The following is a 15,643-nucleotide window of genomic DNA, read 5'->3' on the forward strand; positions in this document are numbered from 1 at the left end:
CTTATGGTTAGAGAAAATTATAAAATAGTAAAAGATATTTAAAGAGGAGTTTATCTTGGAAGGAGTTGCTTATAATGGCACAAGCTTTAAAAGGAAAAATTGCATTCATTACAGGAGCTGGAAGAGGAATTGGGAAAGCTGTAGCAATTTCATTAGCAAATGAAGGAGTAAATGTTGGCTTACTCGCTCGTACAGAAGAAGCGTTAAAAGAAGTAGTAACAGAGGTTGAAGCACTTGGTGTTAAAGCTGCTTATGCAACTGTTGATGTCTCTTCTTTAGAAGAAGTAAACGAAGCAGTCGCGACATTAACAAAAGAGCTTGGAAAAGCAGATATTTTGATTAATAATGCTGGAATTGGAAAATTTGAGTCTCTATTGGACATGAATCCTGAAGAATGGAAGAAAATCATTGATGTAAACCTAATGGGTCCATACTATGTAACTCGAGCAGTTCTGCCACAATTAATTGAAAAAAATGGTGGAGATATTATCAATATTTCTTCCACAAATGGTTTAAATGGGGCAGCAACATCTAGTGCTTATAGTGCTTCTAAATTCGGTCTAATTGGAATGACAGAATCATTGGCACAAGAGGTACGCAGAAACAATATTCGCGTTACATCCTTAACACCAAGCACTGTTGCAACAGAGCTAGCTGTTCAAACTGATTTAATCAAAGGCAGTGCAGAGAAGTATATGCAGCCAGAAGATATTGCTGAACTTATTGTTTCTCAATTAAAATTACATCCAAGAATCTATGTAAAAGCAGCTACTGTAATCGGAACAAATCCTTTTTAAAGGTTCTGTGAAAAGAAAGTAATTAAGAGTATCGATTTAGGAGTGTTCGGTAGAGGAATGAGGCTTCATAAACATTCTCCTAACTGTAAACAAAGTAAGAGGAAATAGAATTGCTAGTTTTTTTAGCATCTCTATTTCCTTTTCTTTATTATCGTTTATTCATATCATTTGGATGTGGACCTTTTCGTCTGTCGCGGTTTAGTTCATTAATTTGTTTCATTTCCTCATTTGTTAATTCAAAATCAAATACTTGAAAATTTTCCTCAATACGAGATGGTGTAACTGATTTCGGAATGACGATCGTATTATTTTGCAAATGCCAACGTAGTACTACTTGTGCTGGTGTTTTCCCTTTTGCTACTGCTATCTGTTGGATGACTGCATCTTGAAGGACTTCTCCTCCTTGATCAAGTGGACTCCACGCTTCAACAAATATATCATGCTTTGCACAATATTCTTTTAATTCATTTTGGGCTAAGTACGGATGACATTCAACCTGATTCAAAACAGGCTTTACTTCACATTCATTTAAAATGCGCTCTAAGTGTTCCATTTCAAAGTTGCAAACACCAATGGCCTTTACTCTGCCATCTCTATATAACTTTTCTAATGCCTTATATGTATCAACATACTCATCAAATTGTGGAGTTGGCCAGTGAATCAAATAGAGATCAACATAATCAAGGCCTAATCTTTCTAAGCTTTCATCAAATGCTCTTAGCGTATTCGCATAGCCCTGATCACTATTCCAAACCTTTGTTGTGATAAATAAATCTTCACGGGGGATAGACGAATCTTTAATTGCTTTTCCAACGCCTTGTTCATTTCGATATACCATCGCTGTATCAATAGAGGTATAGCCAACTTTAAAGGCATTCGTAACAGCAACAGCCGCTTCCTCATCAGGAACCTGCCATACGCCAAATCCTAGTTGGGGCATCTTTAAGCCATTATTTAATGTAACATCGTTCATCTTTCCACACTCCTCTTTTTGAATTCTCTTTTAGTTTAGCTTGAATTGTATAGAATTTCAAAAGAACGACTTTCTAAACCAAAATTATATTCACAAAATATTCATAGATTTATGAACTTATTTTGAACATTGCTATTTTCATAACGGTTGGTGGATATTTTCACCTATGATAAACATTGTGAATAATTGAACATTATAAAGAGAGAGGGGTTAACTTTTATGAAAAAATTAACTAGTATATCATTCGTCTTTATAGCTATATTCATGCTCATAATAGCAGGATGTAGTAACAATACGAATACAGAGGAAAAAGGAAAATTTAATGCTGGTACATATGAAGGCGTTTCAACTGGTCATGGAGGAGAAATTAAAGCCACTGTAGTGGTTTCAAAAGATAAGATTGAAAAGATTGAAATCAGTGCAGATAAAGAAACAGGTAGTATAAGTGATGGGGCAACTACACAATTAACAAATGATATAATATCGTCACAAAGTTTAGCGGTTGATGTAGTGTCTGGAGCAAGTGAATCTAGTAACGGGATTATTGAAGCTGTTACAAAAGCCTTGGAAAAGTCAGGCGCAGATATAGAAGCCTTAAAAGATGCAGCAAATAAAGTAATTGTAGAAGAACAACAACAGGAAGACTTAGATGTTGATATTGCAATAATAGGTGCAGGTGGGGCTGGGCTTTCAGCAGCTTTAAAAGCGAGCGAAGCTGGTAAGTCTGTTGTCATTTTGGAACAAATGCCTATTATTGGTGGAAACACCAATAGAGCCACAGGCGGAATGAATGTTGCCGGCACAAAATACCAAGAAGCAGATGGAATAAAAGACGACAAACAAACATGGTATGATGATACGATGAAAGGCGGCAAGAACTTAAATGATCCACAGCTGCTAAAAACTCTAGTAGATAATGCCCCTGACGCACTAGAATGGCTAAATGATATGGGAGCAGGGTTAACCAAGGTAACTTTATCAGGAGGGCAAACAAATCCAAGAATTCATCAGCCGGAAGACGGATCTCCTGTTGGCCCTGTTATTGTGGAAGTCTTATCCAATAAATTGAAAGAATTAAATATTCCTATTCTATTAAACACTACAGCTGATAGTTTAATTGAAAAAGATGGTACTATCGTAGGAGTAAAAGCTACCGATAAAAATATGAATCCATTCACCATTAATTCAAAATCTGTTATTTTAGCAACTGGTGGTTTTGGCGCAAATGCTGAAATGGTTATTGAATACAATGAAAATTTGGAAGGTTTCTCCACAACAAATCATGCTGGAGCAACAGGATCAGGAATTACTATGGCAGAAGAAGTTGGGGCTGATCTTGTCGATATAGACCAAATTCAAATACATCCAACAACCGATCCAGAAACAGGTTACCTATTTACGGAAGGACTACGCGGTGACGGAGCTATTTTAGTAAACAAAGAAGGAAAAAGATTTACTAATGAATTATTGACACGTGACATTGTTTCCAAAAATATTTTGGCACAAACAGATAAAATCGCTTATCTTGTCGTAAATCAAGAAATGGCAGATGAAAACGCCTCCTTATCGGGATATATTGAAGATGGTTACGCTACAAAAGGGGAGACAATAGAAGCGCTTGGAAGCGAAATTGGAATAGACAGCAGCACCCTTGCTACTACTTTAAAAAATTATACGAAATACGTTAATAATAATAATGACGAAGAGTTTGACCGAACTCATCTAACCCAAACATTAGCGGAAGGACCCTATTATACTATTCCTGTAACTCCAGGTATCCATCATACTATGGGTGGATTAAAAATTGATACACAGACTCATGTTTTAGATAAAAAGGGCAATAAAATTAAGGGACTTTATGCTGCTGGTGAAGTTACGGGTGGTATTCATGGAGGAAATAGAATTGGCGGAAATGCTGTTGCTGACATCATCGTATTTGGCCGTATAGCTGGTGAAACCTCAGCAAATGAGATAGACTAGTTTTTTTAGAAAAGTGCCTTTTTTCTTTCAAGAATCAAGGCACTTTTTCTTTATTAATCAATAAAATTTCGTAATTTTGTCAACCGGCAATCTACTTGTATTAAAAGCAGGTGCAGTGGCTTTACCTATAGCAATTAATGTAATTGGAAATTGATTTTCAGGCAAATCAAACCGTTTGGCAAATGCTGCTTTATCAAAGCCTCCCATTACTACCGTATCATATCCACGTTCTTTGGCTAGTAATAGAATTTGCATAGAAATTAATCCTGCATCATAGCTAGCAATTTGAGCTAGTGTTTGTTTTGGAAGATTAGGGTATATGCTTTGTGTATTGCTAATTGTTCTATCTGCAATAGCTTGATCCATGTAACCAAGAGAAACATTTTGTTCATAGATTTTCTCTACGTTTCTATAAGCTTCTGTATCTCCTAATACTGCAATAATTGCGGAAGAATCTTCAATTTGCGCTTGATTGTTTCCAATTGCTCGTAACTCTTTTTTGATTTCTTGATCTTGTATAACAATAAATCTCCAAGATTGTAGATTACTTGAAGATGGAGCACTTGTAGCCATCTCTATGATTTCTTCTAATTCCTGTTTATCCATTTTGTGAGTAGAATCATAAACTCTAACTGACTTACGACTCTTCATAACTTGTTCTAATTGTGACATAATTCCCCTCCAACTTTCTATTTCGTTATAGACAACAACTAACTTACCATTAGTAAGTAGATGTTGTCAAAGGGGACGATTTGAATTTTTTCCAACATGACATAAGTACCACTATTGTATGGTTTATTAACAATAATTAATGAAGCAGCATACAGATAAAATGAAGCTCTACCCTGTCTATAAAAGTAATTATTAACTGCTTTCTTCTCGTACACTCTAAAATAATTTTTTAAATAATTTAATTATTTAGCACTATCAATTAAAGCCAATAATAATAAGGGATACAGACGATTCCATAAATATCCACATCGGTTTTTTGACAGTGATAACGACCAATTTTATTTGACAGGTGCAACATTTTTCGAGATAATCGAAACCATAAAATTTTTGGGAGGGGTTGCGTGAATATTATTGAAAAGTTAATTGCAAGTGGAAATACGGTACTTTGGGGGTATGTGTTGATAGCCGTCCTGCTCGGACTAGGGGTATACTTCACCATTGGATCGAAATTTGCACAAATCAGGTATGTAAAAGAAATGTTTCGTTTACTGAAAGTGAAAGAGAAGCCACCTGAACACACAGAGAAAAAACAAATTTCTTCTCTACAAGCATTTTTCGTAGGGGCAGGTACTCGAATTGGTACAGGCAATCTTGCAGGAGTAGCCATTGCCTTAGCAATTGGAGGACCTGGAGCAGTATTTTGGATGTGGATGGTAGCTATTCTCGGCAGTGCAAGCTCATTTGTGGAAAATACTTTGGCACAAATTTATAAAGCAAAAGACAATGGCCGTTTCAAAGGTGGTCCTGCCTACTATATGAAAAAGCAGCTGAATAAAAAGTGGATGAGTGCCCTTTTCGCTGTCATGATGATTCTTTCATATGGTACTACCTTTAATGCAGTACAGAGTAATACGATTGCTGTTGCATTAGAAAACTCATTTGGCCTTAGTCCCATTATCGCTGGAGTTGCCTTGGTCATTCTTACTAGTTTAGTTGTTTTTGGTGGTATTAAACGTATTGCTGATATTTCATCTCTTATCGTTCCCTTTATGGCCTTAGGCTATATTCTTCTTGCAATCTTTGTAGTAATCACTAATATTACAGAGATTCCTCATGTTTTAGCATTAATTTTTAAAAGTGCCTTCGGTATGGAACAAGTAGTTGGCGGCGGAATTGCTGCAGCTATTATGAATGGAGTTAAAAGAGGTCTCTTCTCCAATGGAGCTGGGATTGGAGGAGATCCCATTGCGGCTGCAACCGCATCTGTATCCCATCCGGCAAAACAAGGATTTATTCAGGCCCTCGGTGTATTCTTTGATACTTTACTCGTTTGTTCTGCAACTGCCTTTATTATCCTAACTTCTGATGCATATGGATCAGGCTTAACAGGCATTGAATTATCACAAGCTGCGATGGCAGAACACTTTGGCACATGGGGTGGCATTTTCTTAGGTATTGCCATATTCCTATTCGCCTTTACTTCCATCATCGGGTGCTACTATTACGGCGAAGCAAACCTACCGTTTATTAGTAAAAGCAAAAATTTCTTAAACTTTTATCGAGTATTAGCACTTGGAATGGTAATGTTTGGTGCAGTAGCTAATCTGCAAATCGTTTGGGATCTCGCTGACTTTACGATGGCAATAATGGCTCTTGTAAACTTAGCTGCTATCGCCATTCTCGGACCTATTGCCTTTAAAGCACTTGATCATTATATGAAACAGAGAAAGCTAGGAAAAGAACCTGTTTTCTACCGAAATGATATCAAGGGTCTTAAGGGAGTAGAAGCTTGGCCATTGAGGAAGAACAAGGCGATTAAAGAGGTTGTTTAGATTTGATTAAATGATTTGTGGTAAATTGAACTGGTCTGTCATTATTGGCAGTCCAGTTCAATTTTAATATTGCAGGTGGTTTGGGATTGAAAATTAGATTTGGATCATATCCACTTCCTTTTGGATTATATATCCGTTTTTCATGTATTCGCCTTCCATTCCAAAATCACATCTTCATTCCGCAGCAAAATTCTGCACTATGTTCATCTATACTAAGATTAATTTATATAAAATCTCCTGCTAAGTAACTTCCTCTATCATAAAATAACTAAGAAACAACTCTTAATACGAATACTTCTTCTTTACTGCACATAATTTTTATTATTACCACAATTATGTAAGGAGAAGCTATTATGATTCAAAACAAAAAATGGAATGAAATTCAAAACCTATTAAAAAAGTGTCAGTCTGATTTAAAGGCAATCGAGAAAGATATAATCCCTTTAGAAAAAGCATTGAAAATAACAAAGAAAAATAGACCCTAACTTCTTTTAGTGGTTCTATCAAAAGTTTTCTCATTTCTATATATATTGCACCTCTGTAGCATTGTATTTCTAATGGGAAAGGGTTTTGTACAATAAATACTTTATCCTTTATTCCTCCTTCTCTCTTTGTCCCTATATACTGGGCACGAAATAATTTTTCCAAAAGTTCTAATTGTTATATTAAATGCTGTTTTTCGTTTAGTTATATTGCCCCTTCTTTAGACAAGTCTTTTAAAATAGCGATTATTTGTGAGTTACATAAGAAAAGGCCAAGTATAAGCTTCCTTCAATTAAAACATGCAAAAGGCAGACTTCAAAGTATATTTAACACTTTAGAGCCTGCCTAGAAAATTTAGATTTCCACTAAAAACGTCTTAATTTCATATGGCTTAATTTCAAATGATAGCTTTGCATTTTCCTGTTTATCGCCAATTGGTTGCTCCATAATATTGCATTCTCGCCAAGATTGAATAAGGGAATCTGATGTTAGCTCTACCATTCCCCTTTTCCCCATAAATTCATGTAAACGAACAATGATTTTATTATCATCCTCTGCTTTTTTGACTGCATCAATTAGACAATGACTGGACGCTACCTTGAATAAAGAGAAATCAGTGGTTTTTAACTTTCCTTCTAATCCTTTTAACGGCTGATTCAAATCCCACGCCTCTTGGACAGTTCTACCTTCTCTCCAGTCGCCTTCATGGGGCAAAATCGAATAAGTAAACGTATGAGCTCCTTGGTCCTGTAGATAATCTGGATAAGTTCCAGATTTAATTAGGGAAAGACGCATCGTAGAATCTTTAATGTCATAGCCATATTTACAATCGTTCAAAAGACTAATTCCATAGCCATGTTCTGATAGATCTGCCCATTGGTGTCCAACTGTTTCAAACTTAGCATAATCCCAGCTTGTATTCCAATGAGTAGGTCTTTGGACATTTCCAAATTGAATATCATAGGTTGCTTGTGTAGATCGAATCTCTACAGGAAATGCAACCTTTAATAGCTGATGTTGTTCATGCCAATCAACCTCTGTCTTAAAATCCATTCTCGGATTTTCTGAATAAAGAATAAGCTCCTGCACTATTTTAGAATGATGATACGTCCACATAAACCGTATTACTGCACGTAAGGAGTTATTCTCTACCACTTCAATATTTTCAAGGGCTGAAATCTCTTTATGCTTTTCTTGATAGAAAATGTCTATATCCCAGGCTTCCCATCTCAAAGGTTTGTCTTCAAAAACTTGCAGTACGTTCCCTGTTTGCTTTGCTTTTAAGATCTCTCTATGTGCCTTTTTATCAAAAATACGACTTAATTGTCCTTTTTCATTCCAACTAATTTTATAAAAACATGATTCAATCCCAGATTCATTTATCACAAAAGAGGATTGTTTATCCTGTCCTCCAATATTACCAGATATAAAGGCAATATTAGCTAGTCCATGGGATGGAACATCTTTCATTTGTACAAGCCATTTCTCATTCACTTTTTCAGCTTGTAGTACTTTTTCCTGTTCTGATACCCATTGCCCCTCTTCCAAGCCGTCCTTAACCGGAATTTCTACTATTCCAGAACGTGTCCAAGAGGAATCATTCATCACTGTATATTGGAAGGCGTTCTTATCTACTATGCTGTTTGAAACTTTTTCTTGCACTTCATATGCAAGTTTCTCTGCTTCTTCATATTCTAGAATGCTATCCTCATACACTTCCCGAATGGATGAGCCAGGAATGATATCATGGAATTGATTTCGCAATAAAATTGTCCAGCCTTTATGAAGAGATTCCTGTGGATAAGAGGACCAATCCTCTGTAAACACACTTGCTAAAACACTTAGCAACTCTGTTTCCCGGTACAATAATTCCTTTTTTCGATTACTTCTTTTATTATAGGCTTGGCTTGTATAGGTTCCGCGGTGAAATTCTAAATAAAGCTCGCCATCCCATGTGTGGACGTACTCATCTGTGCTATTCACTTTTTCATGAAGCGCTTCAAAATAATCGCCCGCTTTTGTTGATTTCACATGAGGAAGACCAGGAATTCGGTCAAATCTTCTCCGCATTTCCAGCATATCTCGGTTTACTCCGCCCCCACCATCTCCATAGCCATAGGACATCAGTAAATCTTGCGTAATATTTTTGTCTTTATAGTTATCCCAAACACCTTGAACGACATCTGCTTGCATTTCTCCATTGTAGTCATAAGCCCAGCCTCTGCTGTTCGGATAGGGAGTTGTTACAAAATGAGTTAAAATTTCCGTTCCATCAATACCTCGCCATTGAAATGTATCATGTGGCATCCGATTATACTGATTCCAGCTAATCTTTGTCGTCATAAAAGTCTCAATACCTGATTGCTTTAAAATCTGCGGCAATGACCAGCTATAACCAAAAACATCTGGCAACCATAGATACTTACTTGTTACACCAAACTCTTCTTTTAAAAACCTTGTTCCGTGTAATAATTGTCGGACGAAAGATTCCCCAGATGGCAAATTACAGTCAGGTTCAAGCCACATTCCACCTTCTGGCTCCCATCTGCCCTCTGCCACTCTATCCTTTAATTGAGCATAAATTTCTGGATAATCCTCTTTGATATAGGCATAAAGCTGTGGCTGTGATTGCATAAATATGTATTCTGGATATTGCTCCATTAAACGCAGTACTGTTGAGAAAGAACGCGCTGCTTTTTCTCGTGTATGCTTCAATCGCCATAACCACGCTACATCAATATGTGTGTGGCCAATGGCATGGATTGTGACAGCAGATTGCTTTTCCATTTTATCTAAGGCATTATTCAAAATATTATTTGCTTTGTTGATAGATTCATAGAATACAGCAGAACCTGGCTCCACCCAGTCTATTTCCATAAAAGCTTGATTTAATGAAGTAAGAAGAGCTTGGTATTCCGCACGGTTTTCATCTATAATATGTATCGTTTGAATCACTGCTTTTGCCGTATAATATAAATCATCCGTTGCTTCATCAAGCCAGCCAATCTTGGCAGTCTTGATCTTATGCTCTTGAACTTGAGGAATTCCGCCTCCCTCTAAGCCAGACCATAGCCGAAAAATCAGGCTTACATTTGTTCCACAATGCGTTTTCTTAAGAAAAACTTCTCGATGGTTAGCATCTACTCCTTGGTACGTTTCCTGGTTCACATATAACAATGATTCAAATCCTGAATTGGTCCCTCCATCTGTTATACCAAAGTCAAAATATCCTAGTACTTTTCTATCCCTCCAGCTCGCAGGAATCGCAACTTCTGTCTTTAACCAAGCATATTGATCCCTTCCTGCCCAGTTAGCTCCTACGTTAATGGTTGTCCATTCCCCATCTTCCGGTGGTCTTGCACCAATTTTTCCTTCTTCATCTAATTGTATATGAAAGGACTCTAAGAAAATGGAATCTCGATAACGATATTTATCTAGTTCCTTTATTCTTGCTTCTAATTTTTTCTCTGTCCAGAACATAGAATACCTCCTTGTAAGATAATTTCTAAAATTTCGACTACACTCATTATCTTATAATCAGTAGGATAGTCAACCTGTAAATTTAAAAGAGTGAGATTTGAAATGGAAGGAAACCAAAGCAAAGGGAACGGGCATTGGTCTAATGATTAGCTTTCAAATAATTGAAAGTCATCAAGGAACCATTAGTGTAGCTAGCGAAGTTGATGTTGGCACAACATTTACGATTACTTTACCAAAATCACATTACTAAGTAGCTGCTAATCATTATACATTCACCCTAGAAAATAAATAAAACAAATTTTCTAGGGGGTTTATCCTTCATTCATTCGATTTCCTATTCAAATGAACATTATTGTAGATTTCCTAAACAAACTTGATTTCTATTGCCTCAATTCGTTTACTCTGTCCTGTCGTACCTGCGTCCTCTCCATTTCTTTTCCACTCTGTCCATCCTTCGTATTCCACATGGACTCTGTATTGAACATTTAAACCTGTAACTTTTATTCGAATAGCTTCCATACGCAACCCCAAACCGATTGTTCCAATTACTTCGCCATTACCTCTTAACGTTGTCCAGCCCTTCCCTTGTACATGTCCTTGCATCTCTAATTCAGCATCTGTATTTACCAATCTAACAGTTAACGCTTCTAGCCTTTTTGATTCTCCAGTGGTTCCAGCTGTTTGACCATCTTTTTTCCACCCTTGCCAGCCGATTCCTTGTATATGTGCATCATACATAATAGATGGAGTAGACGAAGTAGTCGCAGGCTTTGGAGCTGGTTGCGTTGATTGAGTTGGTTGAGTCGCTTTCACTTTAAGATTATATGCTTTCGCAATACCTGTTACATGTCCACGAGCTATAGCGTCTAACACATCATTTCTTTTAAGCAAATCAGCATCCGCTTTCGTATCAATAAAGAGGTTTTCCGTTAGCATGGCGTTCATATTACTCTCCCTTAGCACATGGAAATTTGCTGATTTAACCCCGCGATCAAAGACACCAAAAGCTTTTAGTTCATTCATTACAGCTGTATGGATAGCTGCTTGGATTTTCCCAGCATTGCTAGTTGCAGATAAAGTATTATAACGGTAATCCTCTTAGCCAGAACCTCCTCCAGCATTAATATGAATGGATAGAAAGAAGTCAGCTCCCCATGTATTTGCTGCATTCGTACGTTGCGTTAATGATAAAGTAGTATCATTAGTGCGGCTCATTCTTACACTAACGTCTTCATAACTTTTTAATAAAGTTTCTATTTTTTTAGCAATAGTTAATGTTAATGCTTTTTCTTGTAACCCATTACCTACTGCTCCTGAATCAGTCCCACCATGTCCTGGATCGATAAAGATTTTCACCATTCTTCTTCACTCCCTATTTTGGTGTTATGATTTATTTTATGACAAACGCTGTCATCTGTTCCTATGACGATATATAGGATCCTTACTACGTGCAGCTAAGCAATTTTACAGTTAAATTAGTCAAAAAAAAGGACTCTCAACGAACCTGGAGAATCCTTTGCAAATTGAATATATTTTATCAAGTAGACTATGAAACAAGGAAGCCATCCCCATCTCTGCCTCCAGCCCTCATCCCTTTTACATGTGGTCGACCGATGGAGAAATAATTAATGCCTACCTCTCTTGCTTCCTCCAGTGGAAAACAATTACGCCCATCAAAAACAAACGGTTCGTTCATCTTCTCCTTAATAATGGTTAAATCAATCGCCTTAATTTCTTCCCATTCGGTAAAAATGAAGCAAATGTCTGCCCCTTCAAGTGCCTTCTCTGGTATTTTTTCGTAAACTACGTCAGTAGGAAAGAGTTTTTTAAAGTTCTCTGCTCCAACTGGATCATATACATGTACCTTTGCGCCTTCATTTAATAATAACCGCACATTAGGAATAGAAGGAGCTTCTCGTAAATCATCTGTTCCAGGCTTAAAAGTTAGTCCGAGCACAGCCACTTTTAGCCCATGGAAGGATGAAAACTCGGTCCTCGCTTTTGAAATTAGCTTGAATTTTTGCTTTTCATTTACCTCTATCGCTGCCTTCACTGTACGCAAGACATAACCTTCTTCTTCAGCGAGCCAATGTAAAGCTTTAGTATCCTTTGGAAAACACGAACCACCGTACCCAATACCAGGATTTAAGAATTTTTTTCCTATACGCTCATCATAGCTCATCCCACTTGTAACGTCATCGATATTTGCTCCAACTGCCTCGCATAGATTGGCAATATCATTGATGAAAGAAATCTTTAATGCAAGGAAATCATTTGATGCATATTTAACCATTTCAGCACTGCGACGATTCATCGTTAAAATTGGTTGTTTAAATGGTTCATAAATAGAAGTTAATATGTCTTTTGCCCGCTTACTCTCTACCCCAATTACTATCCGAGAGGCATATAATGTATCTTTAATCGCACTTCCTTGTGCAAGAAATTCTGGATTTGAAGCAACTTCAACAGCAACTTTATGTTTTAAATGATGCTTAATATAGGTTTCCAACCGGTCATTTGTTCCAATTGGAACCGTTGATTTAATGACAATCAGACAATCACGGGTTATACTTTCGGCAATTTGCTTTACAACTTGGAATACATAATGTAAATTAGCTGACCCATCTTCATTCTCTGGTGTTCCAACGCCAATGAAAATAACATCTGATTGAGCATAAGCCTGTTCATAATCTGTGGTAAATGTTAATTTCCCTGCATTCGTATTTTTTTCTATTAATCCATCTAATTCCGGCTCATAAATCGGCGAAATTCCTAAGTTTAATAGAACGATTTTCTCTTGGGATGGATCCACACACGTAACTTGGTGACCAACTTCTGCTAAACAAACACCTGTCACTAATCCAACATATCCTGTACCTGCCACTGTGATATTCATTCTACAATCTCCTTATGTAAAAAATTAGAGACCAAACTTGCTCTATATTAATCAATAAAAAGGCAATTCTATTCAGAATATCTTTAGTATATTGCTTTACTATTTATTCTCTTTTAATCTTTTTTATATTTTTAGTAAAGTAATGTAAATTTTTCACCTATCATCAAAAGTAACTTATGTTAAAATACATCTAACATGAAAGATTTGGAGGGAATCTATTGGTTAGCACCTTAATTTTTATATCCTTCTTCCTTTCTGCTATCCTCTCTATTCTTACTTTTACAAAAACAAAAAATAAATGGGTAGCATTATTGGTTGCTTTTTGTTGGAATTCAGTCTTTTTAGTGGGATCTACGCTGATATATTATTTATGTAATGAAGAGGCTAAATTATTTGGATTAGGACATACTTCTATCTATGTACTGCCACTATTCATTCCGATTATTTCTTGGATTGACTTTTTTATCATCGAGTTAATTAGAAAATATAATAAAAATGTCGATTCTAATTAAAAGAATCGACACACTTTATCAAGCGATTGCTTTTGCTAAGGCAATTCTAAACATTGTACCTTGTCCTTTTTTGCTGACAACCGTTATTTCTCCCTTCATATCTCTTATAATACGATATACCAAGGTAAGGCCAATACCTGTTCCTTTATCTTTGGTAGAATAATACGGTGTTCCTAATTGTTTCACCTGTTTACTCGTCATTCCTATTCCATTGTCTTCAATTTCAATATAAATTTTTTCTCCAAAAGCATATGCACGGACTGCTAATATACCGTTCCCATTCATAGCTTCTACACTATTTTTCATCATATTAATCATCGCCTGCCTAAATTCATTCCTTTTCCCTTTACAATAGAGGTGGTTAGAGATCACCGCATCGATGATAATAGTATGATTATTTGTATAAGAAGTTATTACTTCAATAATGCTCCTCAGTTCAGCTGTAATATTTAAATTGTCCTCTTCTTCTCTCGAAACAGGTTTTGCCATTGATAAATAATCATTGATGATCGTTTCTGTACGTTCCAATTCTCCTAACGATATTTCTATGTATTTTCTTTGTTTTTCAGATAAATTATTGTCTCCACGTATTAGTTGCAGAAATCCCTTCACAGATGTCATCGGGTTTCTTACCTCATGTGCAACAGATGCAGCCAATTGACTTACTGCATTTACTCGTTCCGCCATTTGAATTTTAGTTTGATTAAGAATTTTCTCTTCATTATATTGGATCATGATGATAACAATATATAATGCCCCCCAAGTAGAAAACGTATAAACCAAAGTAAAAGGAAGTTGGGCTAATTGATTGGTAATGAATATATTTATAATTCGAGTTAGGGCGCTTAGCCAGTAAACACTCATAATTATTATCCATTTCTTTTTAAAGGTAAGCGTCACCAATTTATTTTTTAAAATAAGAATAATGGTAGCAGCAATAGTGTAATTAAAGAAATTCATATAAAAAGCATTCCCTAACATAAAAAATTTATATCCTATTAAAATTAAGGTTAAAAGGATACTCGTGTTTAAGCCACCATAGACAAATGCTAATAGAATGGGAACTACTTTAAGATCATAATAAACTCCCTCTCCAATCTCAATTGGATGCACCATACTGAGAACAAGCATCAAAAAAAGGTTGAAAGAAAAATTTGACATTATTTTTTTTCGCTGTGAAATTTCTTCTTTACTAACTAATAGATACCAAACGATTGGTAAGATAATCACTAACAAATGATAAGATAATTGTTCAACGGTCGGAAAAGCTAACAATATTAGTAACCAGCCCTTCTAAGTAGATTTAGCTACTTAATTATTCGAGCTTTTCCGCTAAATTCCTTTAAAAATACCAAGTTAATCCTCGACAAATTCAGAGCGCTCTTAAATTTCCCCAAAAAACATTTCTCCATTTTTCCTATTGTATAATAGAATGAAAGATATTTATTCGATTTAACATAATTAAGAAATTTCCATCAACATAAATATCATAAATCTAGAAGGGAGACAGAAAGTTATGTTTAGAATTGGAAGTATTTTTATCCCCGTTACAGACTTAGAGAAAGCAAGTAAATGGTATGAAAAAATGCTAGGTGTAAAGAAAATTGATAGCTGGGAAGAAGGGGTCGGATTTTATTTTCCAAGCGGTTCCACTCAGCTTGCATTAATTCAAGTGGATATACCCCAATCCTCTGAATTTATAGTAAAAAATGAAGAAAAAAATTCCTACTTTAATTTTATTGTAGATCATATTGAAGAGGTATATGAGTATTTGAATAAAAACGGTGTGAAAACGACAGAAATAAAGGATTTTGGTGGAATGAAATACTTTGATTTCTTTGATCTAGATGGAAATCCATTTAGTGTGGTGGATGAACCAATCAATTCCCCATTTCACAGTGCAAATATTCAAAAATTACAAAATACTATTTTTTAACCAATTATATAAAAGAGGCTGGGACTAAACTAAATAATTAATCTTTAAAGACGAACAATCTTTAATCCAGCTCTTAAATAAA

General features: G+C 35.8%; 12 protein-coding genes and 2 pseudogenes. 7 read left to right on the forward strand and 7 right to left on the reverse strand.

Going from position 1 to position 15,643, the window contains the following annotated elements:
* The first annotated feature begins 74 nt into the window (after positions 1–74).
* Positions 75–797 carry a 3-ketoacyl-ACP reductase gene (locus ADJ83_RS08930; protein ID WP_031540464.1) on the forward strand — a complete coding sequence of 241 codons (723 nt, stop codon included), beginning with the start codon at positions 75–77 and terminating at the stop codon, positions 795–797.
* Between the two features lie 148 nt (positions 798–945).
* Here ADJ83_RS08930 and ADJ83_RS08935 read toward each other — a convergent pair whose 3' ends face one another.
* Positions 946–1,770 (reverse strand): aldo/keto reductase, encoded by an 825-nt coding sequence (locus tag ADJ83_RS08935; RefSeq protein WP_031540465.1) that lies wholly within the window; start codon positions 1,768–1,770, stop codon positions 946–948.
* Positions 1,771–1,989: 219 nt separating this feature from the next.
* Between ADJ83_RS08935 and ADJ83_RS08940 the strand changes: the two genes are divergently transcribed.
* Positions 1,990–3,750 carry a flavocytochrome c gene (locus ADJ83_RS08940; protein ID WP_031540466.1) on the forward strand — a complete coding sequence of 587 codons (1,761 nt, stop codon included), beginning with the start codon at positions 1,990–1,992 and terminating at the stop codon, positions 3,748–3,750.
* Positions 3,751–3,807: 57 nt separating this feature from the next.
* On the opposite strand, the gene ADJ83_RS08945 is transcribed toward ADJ83_RS08940, so the two are convergent.
* Positions 3,808–4,422: a nitroreductase family protein gene (locus ADJ83_RS08945; RefSeq protein WP_031540467.1), complete on the reverse strand. Its 615-nt coding sequence runs from the start codon at positions 4,420–4,422 to the stop codon at positions 3,808–3,810.
* 401 nt (positions 4,423–4,823) lie between these two features.
* Between ADJ83_RS08945 and ADJ83_RS08950 the strand changes: the two genes are divergently transcribed.
* Complete coding sequence (locus tag ADJ83_RS08950) at positions 4,824–6,254, forward strand: alanine/glycine:cation symporter family protein (protein WP_031540468.1); 1,431 nt, start codon at positions 4,824–4,826, stop codon at positions 6,252–6,254.
* A 353-nt stretch (positions 6,255–6,607) separates the two neighbouring features.
* The gene (locus tag ADJ83_RS26510) at positions 6,608–6,739 is read left to right on the forward strand and encodes a hypothetical protein (protein ID WP_268817857.1); all 132 of its coding nucleotides are present in this window, start codon (positions 6,608–6,610) and stop codon (positions 6,737–6,739) included.
* Between the two features lie 352 nt (positions 6,740–7,091).
* Here ADJ83_RS26510 and ADJ83_RS08955 read toward each other — a convergent pair whose 3' ends face one another.
* Positions 7,092–10,217 (reverse strand): alpha-mannosidase, encoded by a 3,126-nt coding sequence (locus tag ADJ83_RS08955; RefSeq protein ID WP_031540469.1) that lies wholly within the window; start codon positions 10,215–10,217, stop codon positions 7,092–7,094.
* 112 nt (positions 10,218–10,329) lie between these two features.
* On the opposite strand from ADJ83_RS08955, the pseudogene ADJ83_RS24800 reads away from it, so the two are divergent.
* Positions 10,330–10,467: pseudogene (locus ADJ83_RS24800) on the forward strand (ATP-binding protein); the annotation flags it as partial.
* Between the two features lie 113 nt (positions 10,468–10,580).
* Here the strand turns inward: ADJ83_RS24800 and ADJ83_RS26515 are convergent.
* The 3 genes and pseudogenes from ADJ83_RS26515 to ADJ83_RS08965 all read right to left on the reverse strand — a co-directional run bounded on the left by ADJ83_RS26515 (position 10,581) and on the right by ADJ83_RS08965 (position 13,113).
* Positions 10,581–10,955: a hypothetical protein gene (locus ADJ83_RS26515; protein ID WP_268817862.1), complete on the reverse strand. Its 375-nt coding sequence runs from the start codon at positions 10,953–10,955 to the stop codon at positions 10,581–10,583.
* 66 nt (positions 10,956–11,021) lie between these two features.
* A pseudogene (locus tag ADJ83_RS25185) lies at positions 11,022–11,576 on the reverse strand (N-acetylmuramoyl-L-alanine amidase); the annotation flags it as partial.
* A gap of 187 nt (positions 11,577–11,763) precedes the next feature.
* Positions 11,764–13,113, reverse strand: a complete 1,350-nt coding sequence (locus ADJ83_RS08965) for a UDP-glucose dehydrogenase family protein (RefSeq protein WP_031540470.1) — start codon at positions 13,111–13,113, stop codon at positions 11,764–11,766.
* A 218-nt stretch (positions 13,114–13,331) separates the two neighbouring features.
* Here ADJ83_RS08965 and ADJ83_RS08970 point away from each other — a divergent pair, with 218 nt between their 5' ends.
* Entirely contained in the window at positions 13,332–13,625 is a 294-nt protein-coding gene (locus tag ADJ83_RS08970) for a hypothetical protein (protein WP_031540471.1), read from the forward strand.
* A gap of 18 nt (positions 13,626–13,643) precedes the next feature.
* Here the strand turns inward: ADJ83_RS08970 and ADJ83_RS08975 are convergent, their stop codons facing one another.
* Positions 13,644–14,900, reverse strand: coding sequence for a sensor histidine kinase (locus ADJ83_RS08975; protein ID WP_031540473.1), 1,257 nt, complete (start codon positions 14,898–14,900; stop codon positions 13,644–13,646).
* A gap of 241 nt (positions 14,901–15,141) precedes the next feature.
* Here ADJ83_RS08975 and ADJ83_RS08980 point away from each other — a divergent pair, with 241 nt between their 5' ends.
* The gene (locus ADJ83_RS08980) at positions 15,142–15,561 is read left to right on the forward strand and encodes a VOC family protein (RefSeq protein WP_031540474.1); all 420 of its coding nucleotides are present in this window, start codon (positions 15,142–15,144) and stop codon (positions 15,559–15,561) included.
* The last annotated feature ends 82 nt before the right edge of the window (positions 15,562–15,643 follow it).

This window comes from Bacillus sp. 522_BSPC, from assembly GCF_001076885.1.
Taxonomy (GTDB): Bacteria; Bacillota; Bacilli; order Bacillales; family Cytobacillaceae; genus Niallia; species Niallia hominis.